This is a genomic window from bacterium (assembly GCA_030019025.1).
Taxonomy (GTDB): domain Bacteria; phylum Hydrothermota; class Hydrothermia; order UBA1063; family UBA1063; genus UBA1063.
On the sequence record JASEFR010000022.1, the window covers coordinates 1 to 17,260 of the forward strand.

14 protein-coding genes and 3 tRNA genes are annotated in these 17,260 nt (G+C 39.4%); 13 read left to right on the plus strand and 4 right to left on the minus strand.

Annotated elements, in window-relative coordinates; all coding sequences use genetic code 11:
* Positions 1-262, minus strand: a 262-nt coding sequence (locus QMD82_06395) for a hypothetical protein (protein MDI6851546.1), incomplete at its 3' end; no start/stop codon positions are given.
* A gap of 205 nt (positions 263-467) precedes the next feature.
* Between QMD82_06395 and QMD82_06400 the strand changes: the two genes are divergently transcribed.
* The 5 genes from QMD82_06400 to QMD82_06420 all read left to right on the plus strand — a co-directional run bounded on the left by QMD82_06400 (position 468) and on the right by QMD82_06420 (position 4,172).
* Entirely contained in the window at positions 468-938 is a 471-nt protein-coding gene (locus QMD82_06400; protein MDI6851547.1) for a CBS domain-containing protein, read from the plus strand.
* A gap of 2 nt (positions 939-940) precedes the next feature.
* Positions 941-2,146 (plus strand): cation:proton antiporter, encoded by a 1,206-nt coding sequence (locus QMD82_06405; protein MDI6851548.1) that lies wholly within the window; start codon positions 941-943, stop codon positions 2,144-2,146.
* A 350-nt stretch (positions 2,147-2,496) separates the two neighbouring features.
* Positions 2,497-2,766 (plus strand): hypothetical protein, encoded by a 270-nt coding sequence (locus QMD82_06410; protein ID MDI6851549.1) that lies wholly within the window; start codon positions 2,497-2,499, stop codon positions 2,764-2,766.
* 182 nt (positions 2,767-2,948) lie between these two features.
* Positions 2,949-3,365, plus strand: coding sequence for a hypothetical protein (locus tag QMD82_06415; GenBank protein ID MDI6851550.1), 417 nt, complete (start codon positions 2,949-2,951; stop codon positions 3,363-3,365).
* A 99-nt stretch (positions 3,366-3,464) separates the two neighbouring features.
* The gene (locus tag QMD82_06420; protein ID MDI6851551.1) at positions 3,465-4,172 is read left to right on the plus strand and encodes a hypothetical protein; all 708 of its coding nucleotides are present in this window, start codon (positions 3,465-3,467) and stop codon (positions 4,170-4,172) included.
* Between the two features lie 128 nt (positions 4,173-4,300).
* Here QMD82_06420 and QMD82_06425 read toward each other — a convergent pair whose 3' ends face one another.
* Positions 4,301-4,456, minus strand: coding sequence for a hypothetical protein (locus QMD82_06425; protein ID MDI6851552.1), 156 nt, complete (start codon positions 4,454-4,456; stop codon positions 4,301-4,303).
* Positions 4,457-5,015: 559 nt separating this feature from the next.
* Positions 5,016-5,088 (minus strand) — tRNA-Lys (locus QMD82_06430).
* A gap of 231 nt (positions 5,089-5,319) precedes the next feature.
* Between QMD82_06430 and QMD82_06435 the strand changes: the two genes are divergently transcribed.
* The 8 genes from QMD82_06435 to QMD82_06470 all read left to right on the plus strand — a co-directional run bounded on the left by QMD82_06435 (position 5,320) and on the right by QMD82_06470 (position 13,808).
* On the plus strand, positions 5,320-6,444 hold the full coding sequence (locus QMD82_06435) for an MFS transporter (GenBank protein MDI6851553.1): 1,125 nt from the start codon (positions 5,320-5,322) through the stop codon (positions 6,442-6,444).
* Positions 6,445-6,476: 32 nt separating this feature from the next.
* Positions 6,477-6,550 (plus strand) — tRNA-Met (locus QMD82_06440).
* Between the two features lie 13 nt (positions 6,551-6,563).
* Positions 6,564-6,636, plus strand: a tRNA-Met gene (locus QMD82_06445).
* Between the two features lie 40 nt (positions 6,637-6,676).
* Complete coding sequence (locus QMD82_06450) at positions 6,677-7,516, plus strand: bifunctional 5,10-methylenetetrahydrofolate dehydrogenase/5,10-methenyltetrahydrofolate cyclohydrolase (protein MDI6851554.1); 840 nt, start codon at positions 6,677-6,679, stop codon at positions 7,514-7,516.
* Positions 7,500-9,176, plus strand: a complete 1,677-nt coding sequence (locus QMD82_06455; GenBank protein MDI6851555.1) for a formate--tetrahydrofolate ligase — start codon at positions 7,500-7,502, stop codon at positions 9,174-9,176. Before QMD82_06450 ends, QMD82_06455 begins: the two co-directional genes overlap by 17 nt.
* A complete protein-coding gene (locus QMD82_06460; protein ID MDI6851556.1) occupies positions 9,176-10,210 on the plus strand; it encodes a DUF933 domain-containing protein in 1,035 nt (344 codons plus the stop codon). The genes QMD82_06455 and QMD82_06460 overlap by 1 nt, the downstream gene beginning before the upstream one ends.
* Complete coding sequence (locus QMD82_06465) at positions 10,207-12,501, plus strand: TIGR03936 family radical SAM-associated protein (GenBank protein MDI6851557.1); 2,295 nt, start codon at positions 10,207-10,209, stop codon at positions 12,499-12,501. The genes QMD82_06460 and QMD82_06465 overlap by 4 nt, the downstream gene beginning before the upstream one ends.
* A gap of 2 nt (positions 12,502-12,503) precedes the next feature.
* Entirely contained in the window at positions 12,504-13,808 is a 1,305-nt protein-coding gene (locus QMD82_06470) for a radical SAM protein (protein MDI6851558.1), read from the plus strand.
* Here the strand turns inward: QMD82_06470 and QMD82_06475 are convergent.
* Positions 13,795-17,253, minus strand: coding sequence for a glucodextranase DOMON-like domain-containing protein (locus QMD82_06475; protein ID MDI6851559.1), 3,459 nt, complete (start codon positions 17,251-17,253; stop codon positions 13,795-13,797). The genes QMD82_06470 and QMD82_06475 overlap by 14 nt on opposite strands.
* Positions 17,254-17,260: the final 7 nt, after the last annotated feature.

Genomic DNA, 17,260 nt, shown 5'->3' on the forward strand with positions numbered 1-17,260 from the left:
TCCACACGGTGTCCTCCTTAACACGATACATCATCAGAGTATCCCACTCTGTCCAGACAACATATAACTTGTCCCTTTCATCAAAGGCCGCACACGGCAACCAGGAATACTTTGCCCCTTTTATATTTGTTACATTAATAGGACCTCCCCATTCATCAGAAGATACATCTTTATAAAAATACCTCACTTCACTGGTACTACCACAAATAATATATAGACCACCCTTTGGTTCAACAAGTAAACGCGTATTTCGTATTTTCATCTGCAGGTCACCAGTGTTAAAGCATTTTGAATAATTGAGATAACTTGTGTGAGAAAAGCATTTAATACCTGATAGAAAGTAAAAATGAGATTCAGGTTTATGTTTCTTGGGGTTTCTACTCCTGAGTTTATAATTGTCTTTGAATTTACCTTCCTCTTGATAAAATGTTATTTGGGTGTTAAAATTTACAAAGCGAGGGAGGGGTATGCTTGTTAAGGATATAATGAATAAAGATGTGATTTATGTTGGTGAATACACAACTCTACGAGAGTTACTAATTAAGTTTGATAATTTCCACACATTTCCACTTGTCCCGGTAGTTGATGAAGATAAAAAGTTAGTGGGGCTGGTAAGGTTGCGCAATCTCATTGACGTTTTCTTTCCATATAATAGGGAACTTTTAAGGATATCACCCTTTGTTGATGAGGTCTGGGATGAAAATATTTTCAAGGTTGAGATTGGACCGGAGCTGGGAATTCTCGTCGTTATGGCAGACATTATGGACGAGGATTTTGCGGTGATAAAAGGCGATGAGGAGATAGAAAAAGCCTATGAGCAGTTGAAAATTCATAAGAGTGAGCAGATGCCAGTTGTTGATGGGGAGGGAAGGCTACAGGGTATTATTGGATTGTTTGATATCGTGAGATATTTGTTTAAGCAGAAAGGTATTTATTAGGAATGCATCTAAGCCCCGTATTAAGTTTAGGTATTATATTTCTTACAGGTTTCTTTGCCTTTAAAATAGTAGGAAAAGTAAGGCTTCCCACAGTTACAGGATATCTCATTCTCGGGATAATTATTGGAGAAGAGTTTCTGAATCTTGTGTCAGATAAAGTTCTATCTTCCTCCTCATTTGTCTCATCAATTGTCTTGGGGTTTGTGGCATTTACTTTGGGTCAAAATTTTTCTCTGCAAAGGTTTAAAAGGATTGGGAAAACCGTGATATTAATTTCCATTTTTGAGTCAGTATGTGCGTGGTTCATTGTGACCTTTGCCTTTTACTTTATTTTGAGGCAGTCTTTTTATGTCTCAATAATATTTGGTGCGATAGCATCTGCTACAGCTCCTGCTGCAACCGTAATGGTTGTGAGAGAATCCGGAGCCAAAGGACTTTTTACGAATATACTGCTTGGCATTGTGGCTATTGATGATGCCTGGTGTCTCATTATTTTTTCTCTTTCTCTTGCGATTGCAAAAGTTTTTGTGATGCGTGGAAGCAGTGGACTTGCGATAGTGCTTGAAGCAGTGGGACGTGGTGTTCTTGAAGTAGGTGGTGCCTTTGCCCTTGGGATATCCCTTGGCTTCTTGTTTAAGATCCTTTCAAAGTTAGTTAAAACGGAGCAGGGACTTGAGATTTACACACTTGGCTTTATTTTCCTTGCTATTGGAATAGCCGAGCATCTTCACGTATCCGTCCTTCTTTCCAGTATGGTTCTGGGCGCTACTGTTGTGAATACTTTGAAGGGAGATAATAGGTTCTTTCAGGTTATTAAGGGCCTGGAATACCCCCTTTACCTTCTCTTTTTTGTTCTCGCAGGCGCCAACTTAGAGCTTGAGTCTTTGAAGCATCTTGGTATATTTAGCGTTGTTTACCTTTTTGCAAGAGTGCTTGGCAAGGTCCTGGGGGCCAGATTAGGGGCACTACTTGGAAGGGCACCCAAGAATATCCAAAAGTACGTGGGTTTTGGACTAATTCCCCAGGCAGGAGTGGCTCTTGGTGTGGCGCTTATAGCAAAAAGTGATTTTCCAGCTTACGGAGCGATAATTTTTGATACCATTGTTAGTACAACCGTACTTTATGAAATCTTTGGTCCTATTGTCACTAAGTGGGCATTGTTAAAGGCCGGAGATATAAGCCTGTCTCACGAAGCTTCGGGTGCTTAATGCTCTTACCTCTTCGCTTTTAAAAGTTAATGGATTAGTTTTAATACTCGTTTGAAACACAAGAATTCAATACTGTCCTTAGTTTTGAGGTTTAAAAATGACGGTGTTGTGCAATTTTCCGCAAATTTTAAAGTGGTAAGCTCAAAAGGGATTTGAAGAGCCCTGCTATTGAGTTTATGTTTGTTTTAATTCCTCACGGGACTGAGATAAGTAATGAGGACAGGAAGACTTCACGCGAGAGATTTAAATTACCATCGGAAGATAAGATACCTCTTATGTTCGGTTTGTGGAACCTAAGAATCTTTACATAGTGCTTTAGGCTTAGAAAGAAATTTCCGAAAAAATGGAGGATGTTTATCTCTTCGGTGCTGGGGCTTGCTCCAACTGCAAAACAGAAAGACAAGGATTATGTTGAGTTTGTTTATAAAAAGATAGAGGAATTTGGGTTAAAAGAAAAAGTCATTTTCCCTAATTATTTCTATCCTAATGGGGATGTACCATATATTTTTAGTGCAATGATGTTGCTCTTTTCCCATATTATGAAGAGGATAGATCTGCTTCTACTTCATTCCATCTTGCAATTGGAGCTGGAGAACATTCATTGCATCAAGAATCCGTAAGTTTGAAGGATTTGAAAAATATTTCTGATTTTACCCTATAATTCTTCCAGAATTGCAAGGGCCGTATAGAGATTGCTTGAGGATGAAGAATTCAAGAATTATGTGTTTAAAAAGGCTGAGGAGTAAAAGAAGGAAACCTCCTGGGCGGTAACATCTAAGAAATATGTCGAGATTTACAGAAAATGGTGAAGGTAAAAGGAGAAGATAGGGCAGGAACCCAGGTAATAATAACGAAGGAAGGCATTCTTCTTATTTACCATGCTGTTGGTGAAATAAGTCAGGAAATTGGATCACTCTACGGACTTAGTAATTGTATTGAGAGGGCTTATTCTGTAAATCTCGCAATTTTGGGCCCTGAGAACCCTTACAGAATTCTGGCAAGGACAAAATATCCTCTGTACGTACCTTTGAAATCTTGTGAACTGTATGGTAGTGAAAAATATCCTATAGATGTGCCAGTTGTTGTTTTTCTAACAGGGGCAATCTTTATTGAAAATAAGCTCCTCGACCATGCTGTAGCGGGGGACAAATATATTGTTCTTTTTAGTGCGGACATTAATAAGCTAATTGAGTATATGTTTAGGCAAAATATAAGATAGGCGGACAATGCATACCAAATGGGCGGAATGTATCATCCTATCCGAAATATGCGGGAGTCTTTTGTATTCCTTTGTCTTGAGCAATAAAATATAGTAATCATGTTAGTGAAACTGATATATATTTATCTTGTGTCGCTTTCATTTTACTCAGGAACGAAGCCCTTTGTTATTAATATAGGTAGAGGAGAGGGCTTCAGGGATCTTAAGGACATATGCCAGAAAGGCACGAGGTCCCATATGCAGATGATGGTAAATCTTCTTTCCTTTGATAACTACCGCGTAGTATTGCTTAAGGAGTGGTATTTTGGGGGAAAGGTAGATAATACCGAGAAAGCATACAAATTCTTGGTCGATGGAAAGAAGATAAGACTTTCTGGTTTTCCTTATTATAACGGAATGTACACGTATTCCCCTACTTTTCTGGCGGTTTTTAAGAAAAAGGTTGAATGGGAGTATATAACTTCGGACAGCTGCAAGAATGATTTTGTGCTCAAATATCCAGGAGAGGGTTTGTATCTTCTTAAGCTTGGAACAAGAACACACATAGAATCGTGTAAGATTATGAGTTTTGATTCGGTAACTGTTGAGTTTTCACCGTTATATCAGACTCAAAATAGTGTCGTGTTTCTTTTGAGAGTAGAAAATACTGTGGGGGACAGTATAAAAATAGCTATTTCTCGCGAAGGCAGGCCACTGAAAGATATATTAATTGAATCCGGCGAAATGTATCTTGGCATTACGGACAATAAGCATTATTGCCTTCAGGTAGGCATTCTTAATCTATGCTTACCTGAAGCACTCGAATAACCAGGTAAAAGAAAAAAGCAGTAAGGTCCCTTATAGAACATAATAAGGCGCTAACTACATTATTTTTGAAGCAAGGACTTACACTATATGCAAGAACTTTTTTACGAGCTTGTTGAGTACTTATTTTACTAAACACTGTCAAAGAACATTGCCAGCCCTTCCTGAATCAAAGCCTGTTCAGGATTAACAATGGTGTTATATGCTATTATCTGGGTATCCTCATGGGAACCGATGCATTTTATTTTTTCGTTGTACACTGCATATATGCTGTTTGGCAGGATCACAGCGCCGTTTGCAGGTTAGTTGTCTCCATAAATTTCTCCTGATTCTTCCTGGGATTCACATAAAAAATAATTGATTTTAAAGTTCATTTTTACTTTTAAAACCCTGCAAATGTAGTAATAACCATTCTCCAGAAGCGTTATTATATCGGAAATGTCCTTTTTGGCGAGAGATCCTTTGTGATAATTAAAAACATAATGCTTTGTTTCTTTCCTTGCCCAGTCATAAATGCCTCCTGTAAGTTTTGAGCCAAAAGCAAGTTTGTTATCTGCACCCTATCTATCTTGTATTATCCGGACCAAGTTTCTATAATCACTTTTATTATCGTAGAGTAAAATGCACAAAACAATAAACAACATAGAAGATGCAAGGGCAAGGGATACAAAGGTGTCAGAAGTGAAGTTTTAGTATGATATTGGCATCTATTTTACGCAATGTACTTTGTGATGGGAGAGAACGTTAACTTATAGAACCCAATAAGATTGCAGATATAAGATGTGTTTGATTTTAAAAAGTACACGGAAATTTAAAGCAACTTCATTTAGGCTCAAAAAATAAAACTGCGCTGCGCAGGACTCGAACCTGCAACCCACGGATTAAGAATCCGTTGCTCTGCCTGTTGAGCTAGCAGCGCAGTGCTAAAATTATAAAATTAACCCCTCAATATTTCAAGCACCTTGGATGTTGCTGATATGATTTTGTCTATAATATGTCCTGACACCGAGATTTTTAAAAGACTAAGATCTTACCATATTTTTGAAGTTGGAGCATCTGGGAGCGGTTTCCCATGTAACATTGTCAGTCCGTGAATCTTAAATGCACAGTTTGTTCGCATGTTGAACATTAAAATTTGAAACTCACCGGTATGACTCTGAAAATATTAGCAACTATACTTTTTTATTTTGGTTACGGTTCGTATTATATTCTTTTAAGGCCAAGATTTGTTGATCTTGGTGCGACTTATTTTCAAATCTTGCTAATTGACAGTCTGCCTGCCTTTGTTGCTCTGACTTCGGTTTTCTGGGGAAGGCTCGCCGATGTGATTTCAAGGAGGCTTTTTCTCTTGCTTAGCAGTCTTGGTGGAATTTTTGTCCTCCTACTCGGATTTTCCAATAGAATTGGCGCTTTGCTTTTCCTTTTACTATTTTTAAGTATTTTTGCTTCCATTGCCATACCTATTATTAACAGCATGTTTTCTTTTAGTGAAGATGCTGAAAGATCTTTTGCTACTTATCTTCTTGCGGAAGCCATTGGATGGACTCTCAGTGGAATTATTATGGGTTATTTGTCAAGAGATCCCAGCCTCTTCAGGCTTGGATATATAATAAGTGGTTTATCATGGGCTTTAGGAATAGTCGTTTTTTACCGGATTTTTTCTGATAACCATACCTCTGAACCACTTTCAAACTCTATTTTTAAAGTTAAACTGAATAAACTTTTAGTATTTCTTGCTATCGGGACCTTTTTCCTGGAATTTGGGATTTCCACTTCATATGGAATTCTTTCTGTTAAGCTTTATGAAGTGCTAAGAAAGTCCAAGTTTTTATATGGAATTGTATGGGCATCTGTGCCCGCATTTTTGTCGGCTCTGGTGAGCAAATTCTATGGTGAAGTGGTTAAAAAACTTAAACCGTGGAAAAGTCTGATTCTTTTATCATCAGTGTATTTCCTGAATATCGCAATTCTTGCGATTTCTAAGGGTTATCTAATGGCCTTTTTCTGGATTCTTCCCCTTTGGAATTTTATGTATATTACCCTTTACTCTGCAGTCACAAAGCTTTCCGGGGAAAATGAAAGAGCAACTGCCTTTGGTTTCTTGAATTCGACGTTAAACTTTGCAATTTTTCTTTCTGCTTTGTCAGGAATTCTTGCCGATAAGTTTGGAAGGATGGCGAGTGTAGGTTTTGGATTGGTCTCTATTTTGGTAAGCCTTTTGATATTCTTAGAGCTTTTTAAGAGTGTTTCAAAGGGAGCTCGCAATATTGACTGAACAACATCTTTGCACTATAATAATATTACTAACGCGGGGTGGAGCAGTCCGGTAGCTCGTCGGGCTCATAACCCGAAGGTCGCTGGTTCAAATCCAGCCCCCGCTACTGTCTTATTCCTGGCGGTGTAGCTCAGCTGGCAGAGCAGAGGAATCATAATCCTCGTGTCGGGGGTTCGACTCCCTCCGCCGCCATTCTTTTTAATTTCCGTATTTCCCGGTTTAAAATTATTTCATGTCGGCAATTATTATTGATGGAAGACTTATTAGGGAAAAAGTACTGGAGGAGTTAAAAGAACAGATTGCTTGTTTGAATCTTCACCGTCCACTAAAACTTGCTATCTTTCAGTATAATCCTCAAATTTCCGATGCCCTCTACGTCAGTTCACTTAAGAAGGTAGCAAAAAAACTTGAGGTTGAGGTAGAGGTTAAAACCTTCGAAGACCTTGAAACACTTAAAAGTGCAATTTATGAATACAATGTGAATGATTTTGTTGATGGTATTATGTTGCAAATAGCTAATAAGAGTGATTACCTCCATTATACTTCTCTAATTCTGCCTGAAAAGGATGTAGATGGCGCAAGTCCTTTAAACCTTGGAAAACTTATAAGAAAAGATAAGGGCCTTAGACCTGCCACTGCAGATGCCGTGATAAGGATATTAAAAGAGGCTGGCTATGAAATTCGTGGGAAAAATGCTTGTGTTCTTGGAAGAAGTTTCCGTTCTGGGCTTCCTATTGCTATTATGCTTATGAATGAAGATGCGACCTGCACGGTATGTCATTCTTACACGAAGGATATAAATGTCTATACAACAGAGGCAGATATACTGGTTGTCGCGGTAGGGCGTGCAGGCTTTATAGGGGCGGATATGGTAAAAGAAGGGGCCTTTGTAATTGACGTTGGAATTAATCAGGTCGGTGATAAAGTTGTTGGCGATGTTAATTTTGATGAAGTTAAGGAAAAAAGTGCTTTTATTACACCGGTGCCTGGTGGTGTCGGGTCTGTTACCGATGTTATGATTTTTAGAAATTTAATAAAAGGAGTGATTTTTAGAAATGAAAAGCGATATTGAGATTGCAGGTAGTGTAAAACTTTTAAGCATAGACCATATCGCCGCGAGGTTAGGCATTGATTGCCAGTTTATCACCCATTGTGGTGATTTCAAGGCTAAAATTAACCCCAAAATACTGGAAACTAAAGAATTTCAAGAAAAGAAAGAAGGTAATTTAATCCTCGTTACGGCAACGACTCCAACCCCATACGGTGAAGGGAAAACTACGGTTTCCATAGGACTTTCTGATGCTATAAACAAGCTGGGTTATAAATCTATTGTTACATTAAGAGAGCCTTCAATGGGCCCCGTTTTTGGTATTAAGGGTGGAGCCGCAGGTGGAGGATACGCTCAGGTTGTTCCTATGGAAGATATAAATCTTCATTTTACCGGTGATTTTCACGCAGTCTCTATCGCTCATAATTTAATCTCAGCAGTCATTGACAATCACATTCACCAAGGTAATGAACTTGGAATAGACTACAGGAAGGTGGTCTGGAAAAGGGTGGTTGATCTGAATGATAGGGCCCTCAGAAAAGTCATTGTGGGCCTGGGTGGACCTTCTAACGGGTTTCCACGGGAAGATAGTTTTGACATAACCGCCGCTTCAGAGATCATGGCAATTCTTGGTTTGTCATTAAATTACAAGGATTTAAAAGAAAGAATTTCCAATATTGTAGTCGGTTATAGCAAGCAAAATAACCCCATCAGAATCCGGGACCTGAAAATCCAGGGTGCGGTTGGAGCCCTCTTAAGGGATGCCTTCAAACCCAACCTTGTTCAATCGCTGGAAAACAATCCTGCCTTTATTCACACAGGCCCCTTCGCAAATATTGCCCATGGTACTAACTCTCTCATAGCTACAAAACTTGCTCTGAAGCTTGCCGATTTTGTGGTTACTGAGGCTGGGTTTGGCACGGATCTTGGAGGTGAGAAGTTTGTGGATATCGTTTCTCGCGTGGGGAATTTAAGACCTAAGGCTGCTGTACTTGTGACTTCTGTCAGGGCACTCAAACATCATGGTGGGGTTAAAAAGCAGGAACTTACCGTTGAGAATCTTGAGGCTTTGAAAAAAGGCCTTGAAAATCTTGATAAGCACATGGAAAATCTGGAATTTTTCAATATTCCTTTTGTGGTGGCTTTGAATAGGTTTCCTTCAGATACCGAGAAAGAGCTTGAGCTGGTTGTGAATTATGTTCTTTCGAAGGGTAAAGACATTGCGATTGTCGAAGTCTGGGCCAAGGGTTCGGAAGGCGGCATTGAACTTGCTAAAAAGGTGATTGAAGCTGTCAAGAAAGCAAATGGGGAACTAAATTTTGTGTATGATATTGAAGACCCGATACCTGTTAAAATTGAAAAAATTGCAAAGCAGATTTATGGCGCCAAAGCGGTTATAATAGATAGGGATGCGGAAAAAGATATAATGAACTTTGAGAAGCAAGGATTTGAGAATTTATATGTTTGTGTTGCAAAAACCCAACTCTCCCTCTCCGGAGATCCGAAACTCCTTGGCAGGCCAAGGGATTTTTCACTTCATATTAGAGAAGTTCGATTGAGTGCGGGGGCAGGTTTTGTAGTTCCCATTGTGGGGGAAATTATGACCATGCCTGGCTTACCCAAAACTCCCTCTGCTGAGTTTATTGACATTGATGAAAACGGTAAGATAACGGGTTTGTTCTGATGAAGATAGCAATTGTTGGCGAGAGCTTTGCAGGAAAAACTACCCTTTTAAAAATTCTAACAAATAATAACTTTTCACGTAGTTCAAACTACTTTTCGGGTGTGGGTACCTTTGTTCTTGAAGACCCCAATCTTGACTATCTCTTTGAGCTTTACAATTCGGGTAAAAAAACTCCTATGCACGTTGAGGTTTTCGATTTTGATGGGCTGGGCAAATTATGGAAAGATGAAAAAAGAGGGGAAATCAAAAATGAGCTTTCAGATTTTGATGCCTTGATTTGTGTTATCTCTGACTTTCAAGAAACTACCCTTGAAAACTCTTTTTACAATCTGGAGTACAAACTTCTTCTTACTGATCTTGATTTCGTAGAAAGACGTATTGAGTCGCTGAAAAGAGAAAGAATTAAAAAGAAGATTAATGAAGATGAAATAGTTTTGCTTGAGAAAGTTGACTCTTGGCTTTCTAATGAAAAACCTTTACATTCCTTGGATTTATCAGAAAAAGAAAGAGACCTGATAAGGGGGTATGTTTTTCTTTCCATTTTGCCACAAATCTTTGTCATAAATCGCGAGGAATCCAGAATCGGAGAAGAACTCCCATCTGAACTTCTTATTAAGATCGAAGAAAGGAATTCACCTTATTTTGTAACTTCTTTAAAAGTTGAGGAAGAACTAATGGGCTTAGAGGGGGACGAGAAGATTGAAATTCTTAAAGAGTTTGGAATAAAGGATGACATTAAAACAGCCATTTCTGGTGTTGTCAAGGATGTGCTGGAATTAACCTTTTTCTATACCGCTGGTAAAACAGAAGCCAGGGTTTGGGCTGTGAGGAAAGGAGCTACTGCTAAAGAGGCGGCCGGTAAGATTCACAGTGACATGGAAAGGGGGTTTATTAGGGCAGAGGTAATTAACATTGATGACCTTAAAAAGGCTGGGAGTGAAAAGAAGGCAAAAGAATTGGGACTTTACCGTCTTGAAGGCAAAGATTACATCGTGAAAGATGGAGACATTCTCCATATTAGGTTTTCGGTATGAATCATCCCTTTGGAGATTATCTCCTGAACCTTGAAAGGCCAGCACGCTACATTGGAGCGGAATTTAACGCTGTTAGAAAACCTCTTGATAATATTAAATTGCACGTAGGTCTGCTTTATCCTGAAATCTACGAAATCGGAATGTCCAATTTAGGATTGAAGATAATATACCACATATTTAACAGCTATCCTGATGTGTACGCGGAAAGGATATTTTTGCCGTGGATTGATGCTATTGAATACATGAAGCACAAACAGATTCCCCTTTTTACCCTTGAAAGATTTACACCGGTGAAAAATCTTGATTTACTTGGCATTTCACTCCATACCGAGTTGAACTATACGAATGTGCTTTTGGCTTTGGAACTTTCTCAGGTTCCGTTGCTGAGAGAAGAGAGAATGAAAGGTAAGTATCCTCTCGTTGTCGTTGGAGGACCTTCAAGCTTTAATCCCCTTCCCCTTGAACCTTTCGTAGATTTTTTTGTGGTTGGGGAAGGTGAGAACGTTGTTAAGAAGCTGATACCTTATCTCATAGATTACAAAAGGGGAAAACTTACCATTTCCGAGTTATATGAAGGGATTGCGGAAATTGAAGGTATTTATGTGCCCGAAATTTCAAAGAAAACTAAACGTGCAACTGCCTATTTCAGTTATGATGACTTTCCTGTGGACCAAATTGTACCTACGATGGAAATCGTACACCACCGCTATGTTGTTGAACTTATGAGGGGATGTACGAGGGGATGTCGTTTCTGTCAGGGGGGATTCACTTACAGACCTCTGAGAGTTCGTGATCCGGAAGAAGTGTTAAAAATCATAGATGAGGGGCTGAAAAGAACAGGTTTTGATGAAGTGGGTCTTCTGGCCTTTTCCATATCTGATTATCCCTATTTAAATGAGCTTATTAGGGCTTTTAAAAAGCGGTTTGGAAATACCCACATTTCTTTACCAAGCCTTCCCATCAATTCCTTAGACGAAAGTTTACTCATGGAGTTTGAAGAACTCAGACGTTTCGGCATCACCCTTGCACCAGAAGTGGCTTCAGAAAAGTTAAGAAGAGTCATTAACAAAAATGTCCCTCTTGAGAGCATATTTAGAACGCTGGACCTTGCTGTTCAATTTAATTTTCGTCATGTTAAACTTTATTTGATGATAGGTGTACCCGGTGAAACAGAAGAGGACCTTAAAGAGATGGTGAATTTCTTGAAGGACCTTTCAACCCATTACAAGAGGTTAAATTTTAAAGCCTCTATCTCTCCTTTTGTTCCTCGCCCCCATACACCGTTTCAATATGCCCGTCAGGAGCCCCCCGAAGAGATATACCTGAAGATTGATTATTTAAAAAAAGCTGTAGGGAGGCTGAAGAACTTAACCCTCAGTTTTCATGACCCGAAAATGAGCCTTATTGAGGGTGTCTTCGGACGAGGTGATAGGGCCCTGGCCCCTGTTTTGCTTGATGTTTACAAAGAAGGAGCAATTTTTGATTCAAGAAGTGAGTTTTTTGATTTTAACAAATATTTAAGAGCTTTTGAAAAAAATGGTGTTGACCCCATAAAGTATGCTTCCCGTCGGAGTCCCGAAGAAGAGATGCCCTGGGAGATTATAGAGACAGGAGTTTATCCTAAATTTTTAAAGAGTGAATTTTTCAGATCTAAGAAAACGACTTATACGGTGGATTGCATGGTAAAGGGTTGTCAAGGATGTGGTCTTTGGATTAGGGAAGGTTATGAACTTTGCAAAAAGGGACTCAAAAAGGTTGAAAAGGTTGAGTTGTTTGGGAATAATCTAGGGCAAAAAAGTGCCGTTAGATTTAGTGGATATTTGATGGTCTATAAAGTGAAAGATAGGTCAAGGTTTATCTCTCAGAGGGATCTTTCCAAAATAATCGTTAATCTGCTTAGGGCATGTGGTGTAAGTCTTCGGTATTCTCAGGGGTATGTACCCCATCCTAAGATTTCTATGCCAAATCCACTACCCCTTGGAGTTGAGAGTGAAGAAGAATACCTCTATTTTGAAGCAGAGGTTATTGAAGATCTTGATAATCTTGTCAAAAGTTTAAACTATGTGTCCGTTTCAGGGCTTGAAATTCTCTCAATTGAGCCTATGGATAAAAAACCCGACTGGAAAAAGCTTAGCACAGCGAAATTCAGGTTGGAAAAGGATGGAAAATCTGAGGAGTTCATTTTGGACTTGAGCCAGAGTTCTCTTCATAAGTTTTTAAAAGAGAGTTTTGGAATCGATAGGCGCGATTTGAGTTCCGTGAGAATCAAAAGGGTAGCGGTTTTAAAGTAAAAATGAAAGTTTTGCTCGTTAATCCTCCTGTTTATGATTTTGCCCTTCATGACTACTGGCTAAAGCCATATGGCCTTTTGAGAATAGCATCAGCATTGAAAAAGGAAGGGATTGAGTTTAATTTCTTTGATTTTCTTGACAGAGGACATCCTTTCTATAAGAAGCTGGACTTAAAGACCGATGAGTATGGTAGGGGAAAGTTTTATTATGAGGAGGTAAAAAAACCGGATGTTATATCTTTTATTCCCAGAAAATTTAAAAGATACGGCTTACCGACTGATATTTTTTTAGAGGAAACCTTCTCTAAGGAATATGACTTTGTTTTTATAACTACTGGGATGACTTATTGGTATCTCGGAGTAAGGGAAGTAATTGATATTGCAAGGGAAAGATGGCCAATGGCGAGAATAGTTGTGGGAGGAATTGCAGCGACACTAATGCATGAGTTTTACCTTTCTCTCGGAGCTGATGAAGTTGTATTGGGTGATAACTGGGAAAGCTTTTGGAGTAAAAATTTCTATTTAAATCCTCTTGATGAGCTTCCTTACTATGAAGTTTATGAGGACTTAAATTATGCAGTTTTGAGGATTAATGAAGGTTGTCCTTTAAGGTGTACCTATTGTGCGTCATTTCTGCTTAAGCCCAGATTTAGAACCTTTGACGTTTCAAGACTTGTGGGTCTTGTTGAAGAACTTTACTTTGGTAAAGGAGTTAGGGATTTTGTATTTTACGATGATGCATTGCTTTACAATCTCGATGCTGGACTTTTGCCTTTTCAGGACAAACTGAGGGAAAGGAATTTACTTGGCAAAATCCGCTTCCATACACCCAATGCCCTTCATGTAAGAAAAATTAATAGAGAGACGGCAATCCTTCTTAAAGAGATGGGCTTTGAGACGATATTCCTGGGTGTAGAGACGATTAATCCAGATCTTTTGAAAAAGGTGGGTTTTAAACTCTCCTATAAAGATTTTGAAGAGGCTGTAAAGAATTTAAAAGAGGCAGGTTTTTCCGGAGATAAAATAACCGCCTACATATTTCTTGGCCTGCCCGGGCAAAGTCCAGAGGAGGTTGAGGAAAATATTAAAATAATTTCAGAATTTGGTATCAGAATTTCTCTCTCAGAGTTTTCACCTATCCCTGGTACCCCCTTGGGAAATCGGGTTATTGAGGAATTTAAACTATTTGACCCGCTTCTTACCAACAACTCAGTTTTTCCGGCAATTTACTACGGTTTAGAAACGGTAAACCGTTTAAAAAATCTCAAAAATGAACTTCAGAAAAAGTTCCTCTCTACTTTACATTGAGAAAAGGAATTCTTACTGTTTCGCCTCTCTCATAGCTACTTAATGCCTTTTCTTGTACACCCCTATCTGGGTGTAAAAGGTCAATAACCTTAGGAGCGGACGTGGATTTTGCTCCACCAAATTCCCATTCGCCTCTTGCCGATTGTAATGTTCTTAAACTTTCTTTTCCATAACCATCGTATGAATAGCCGGTTAGAGATATTCTTGCCCCTTTCAGATCCCCTGTAAACTTTTTGGAGACAGCAAAAACGACTTCTCTGTTTTCGTAGTCTACGTAAATGTCAGGAACTTCAAGGAGCTCCATAGAAGTATTATAGACTCCACAAGCGTTATCCCAGCCGGAGACCATGATGGCAACATCCCATTGATTTTCTATCTGATAGTTGAGGGAAGGTTTTATGGGGTCAGTTTTTCCGCCGTCTCTATTATCAATATAGAGGAAGAAGATTTGTTGTGAAAATCCATAGGGGGCATTCCATGGGTTATCCAATTCTCCTACCTTTATTGAAAAGATGTAGCTTTTATCTGTTTCAAAAATTTCTAAACCCTTGATGTCAAAAATGCCTTTCTTAAATACGCCGTTTGACGGATAGAGATAATAACCAGGGCCGTAATCATCGCCTTCAACATCTTTTATTTTGTAAATCTCCTTTGCTGAAATCCGGGGGTCGGATTTTGCCATGACCGAAGCAGAATAAGAGGTTTTTCTCGCCTCTTCCAGGATTGACTTATCAAGAAAGTCGGGATAGGGCTTACCAAGGATTTCATAGACATTTTTAAGGGTTCTTCTGAACATTATGTCGGTCCATCGGTCGTCGCCTGCGCTCTGGTCAGCTCCAAAGAACCAGAACCAGTCGCTCCCTTCGGCAGATGCCAGTTCTAAAAAGGCTTTTTCTAAGGTTGTTTCATCGTACTGTTCTGACTTTTTGAAATTTTCAAATTCTTTTCTCACATAACCGAGATAATTCCAGGCCAGGTTTTCTTCATCTTCCCCTATCCAAGTAGAGAAGTCGGCATTTATCCAGGAACCGGCGTGGAGATGGGTAATCACTCTTTTAGGTGGAAATTGTTTTATAAAATCTGTGGGAGTGGTAGTTATAATCCAGTCCGCCTCACTGAGCTGGGAGTAAAGAGAATGGAAAAATTCCTTTGCGTCATTTTTATACCATTCCCAGGCGTTTTCGCCGTCAAGAATTACGGTAACCAGATGAGGTTCGGGATCCTTTGCAAATTTGGTGTGAATTTCGTAAAGCCTAAGAATGAAGTCGTTGGCGCCCTGAACACCTGAGTAGGATTTGTACCTGAAACCTATTCTGTCAGAGAGGTCGGTGTCTCTGAATACCATATAAATTGTGTCTTTTCCATTGACCACAGCGTAGGGTCTGTAAAGGTCATCATCGCCGAAATCTGCTTTTTTAAGAGAACGGGCGAGGACGTGGCCATCGGAACACATCCATGTAAACCCGCTTTGTCTGACGATGGGTACAATATCATGGGACACGGAACCTTCCGCAGGCCACATGCCTACGGGTTCTTTGCCAAAGATATCTTTATACTTAATTACCGCCCGTTTCACGTGCCATATTGCATCTTCAGGCCATGAAAATCTTTCGGGAAGTTTTGCGTTAGGCATTGCTTCTCGTGCCGATTCGGTGTCGTAAATAAGTGGTAATATTGGATGGTAGTAGGGGGTAGTTATAACTTCAATTTGGCCCCTGGAAAGCAGATCTTTATGGACGGGAATTATTGCTTTTAAGATCTTCATCTGTATGTCGAGAATTTCTTTTTTATCCTGCTCAGTGAAATTCTGGCCTTTTTCAACAAATTTTTTAACACTTACCTTCTCTCCTGTAGGCAATTCTACTTCACCGTTTCGAAAATCAGGATCAAACCAGCAGAGGTTAAAGTAGACCTGAAGGTCTCTGAAATCCTGAGTGGTGTATCTCCTGATTGATTCATCAAAGTTTATTGTTCCATCTGGATTCCAGACCCTTTTTGTTCTAAGCTCCTTGTACCTGGGGAAGATATCAATCATATTATCCCAGCTTGCACTGAAAAAGTTAGCAAGGAGATACTTTTTATCTTCATAAGTAAGTGAGTCCGCATTTTTCAATGTCATCCTGAAGTCCACATCGGGAGACTTTCCCTCTTCGTACAATTTTATGGCGTCCTCAAGCTGCATGAGTAAAACCGGTGTGAGATTGATGGTGAATCTAATCTTTGGGTAATTATAAAGAATTGCTGCCATATCGTAATAGTCTTTTATACCGTGCAGTCTAACCCATGGTGCAAAAGACTCTCCTGTCTTAAGATCCTTGTAGTAACGCGGTTGGTGTTGATGCCAGACAATTGCAAGGTAAATGGGAGTTCCCTGTTTTTTAAGTGATTTAATTACCGGTTCTTGGGGAAGAGTTGTGGGCCCCACAGCCTCAAGCAGAATTTTGCCATCGTCGGTAAGTTTGAAAGCAGAATTAAATCCTCCAAAACCATCATCTACCTTTGCCGGGTTTGTGGGATCTTCTTGCCATTTTACTCCATCTATAACAAATTTATATTGATAGTTTCCAGGAATGAGTTTTATTTTTACGCTCCAGATTCCTTTCTCGTCTTTGGTCATTGGCAATCCCGTAGGTGCCCAGTTATTAAAAGTACCGGCAAGATAAACTGCCTGAGCATCAGGGGCATAGAATCTGAATAAAATTCCTTCTGGAGTATATTCAGGGCCTTTCCAGTCAAATTTGGCTTCAGTTTCCACAGGTTTTGTAGATGCAGGTGAGTAGAGAAGCTTACCGTCTGGAGTCAGTTCAAATTGAGAATTGAACCCGCCGAATCCATCAGGAACTTTCCTTGCGTTAAATGGGTCTTCCTTCCAGGTATTTCCATTAACAACAAACTTGTATTCGTAAACTCCTGGTTTGAGTTCTAAAGAAGTCTCAAAGTATGTTCCTTTGTTTTCCATCTTTAATGCATTAGGACTCCAATTGTTGAAGGTGCCTGCAAGGTAGACCTCTTTAGCTTCCTTGTCGTAAAATCTGAAAATTACTTTACCATCTATATATTCTAAGGATTTTAGGGCGCTGACACTTAATTGAGGGTTTTCAGTAAAGAGGATTTCTCCTTTATCAGTTAATGTGAATTTTGAGTTTGACCCACCAAATCCATCGGGGACTTTCCAAGGATTATCCGGGTCTTCTTTCCACACACCATCAATTATGAACTTGTACTCATAGGTTCCCGGTTTTAACTCTATTTTTGCAGTCCAAATATTGTCTCTTTGAGCCATTTTAATCCCTGCTGGACTCCAGTTGGAAAAAGTGCCAGTGACAACTACATCTTTAGCTTGTGGATCTTTAAGAGAGAAAACCACTTTTCCATCTTCAAATTCAACTCCGGCTATAAGGAGCCCTGATGAGAGAATGAGTAAAAGTATTTTTATAAGTCTCATACTTCCT

Excerpts from the sequence above, each read along its gene's own strand:
- QMD82_06455 (MDI6851555.1), top strand. The coding sequence starts at position 7,500 with ATGAAAAGCGATATTGAGATTGCAGGTAGTGTAAAACTTTTAAGCATA.
- QMD82_06420 (MDI6851551.1), top strand. The coding sequence starts at position 3,465 with ATGTTAGTGAAACTGATATATATTTATCTTGTGTCGCTTTCATTTTAC.
- QMD82_06470 (MDI6851558.1), top strand. The coding sequence starts at position 12,504 with ATGAAAGTTTTGCTCGTTAATCCTCCTGTTTATGATTTTGCCCTTCAT.
- QMD82_06460 (MDI6851556.1), top strand. The coding sequence starts at position 9,176 with ATGAAGATAGCAATTGTTGGCGAGAGCTTTGCAGGAAAAACTACCCTT.
- QMD82_06450 (MDI6851554.1), top strand. The coding sequence starts at position 6,677 with ATGTCGGCAATTATTATTGATGGAAGACTTATTAGGGAAAAAGTACTG.
- QMD82_06405 (MDI6851548.1), top strand. The coding sequence starts at position 941 with ATGCATCTAAGCCCCGTATTAAGTTTAGGTATTATATTTCTTACAGGT.
- QMD82_06465 (MDI6851557.1), top strand. The coding sequence starts at position 10,207 with ATGAATCATCCCTTTGGAGATTATCTCCTGAACCTTGAAAGGCCAGCA.
- QMD82_06475 (MDI6851559.1), bottom strand. The coding sequence starts at position 17,253 with ATGAGACTTATAAAAATACTTTTACTCATTCTCTCATCAGGGCTCCTT.
- QMD82_06400 (MDI6851547.1), top strand. The coding sequence starts at position 468 with ATGCTTGTTAAGGATATAATGAATAAAGATGTGATTTATGTTGGTGAA.
- QMD82_06415 (MDI6851550.1), top strand. The coding sequence starts at position 2,949 with ATGGTGAAGGTAAAAGGAGAAGATAGGGCAGGAACCCAGGTAATAATA.
- QMD82_06410 (MDI6851549.1), top strand. The coding sequence starts at position 2,497 with ATGTTTATCTCTTCGGTGCTGGGGCTTGCTCCAACTGCAAAACAGAAA.
- QMD82_06435 (MDI6851553.1), top strand. The coding sequence starts at position 5,320 with ATGACTCTGAAAATATTAGCAACTATACTTTTTTATTTTGGTTACGGT.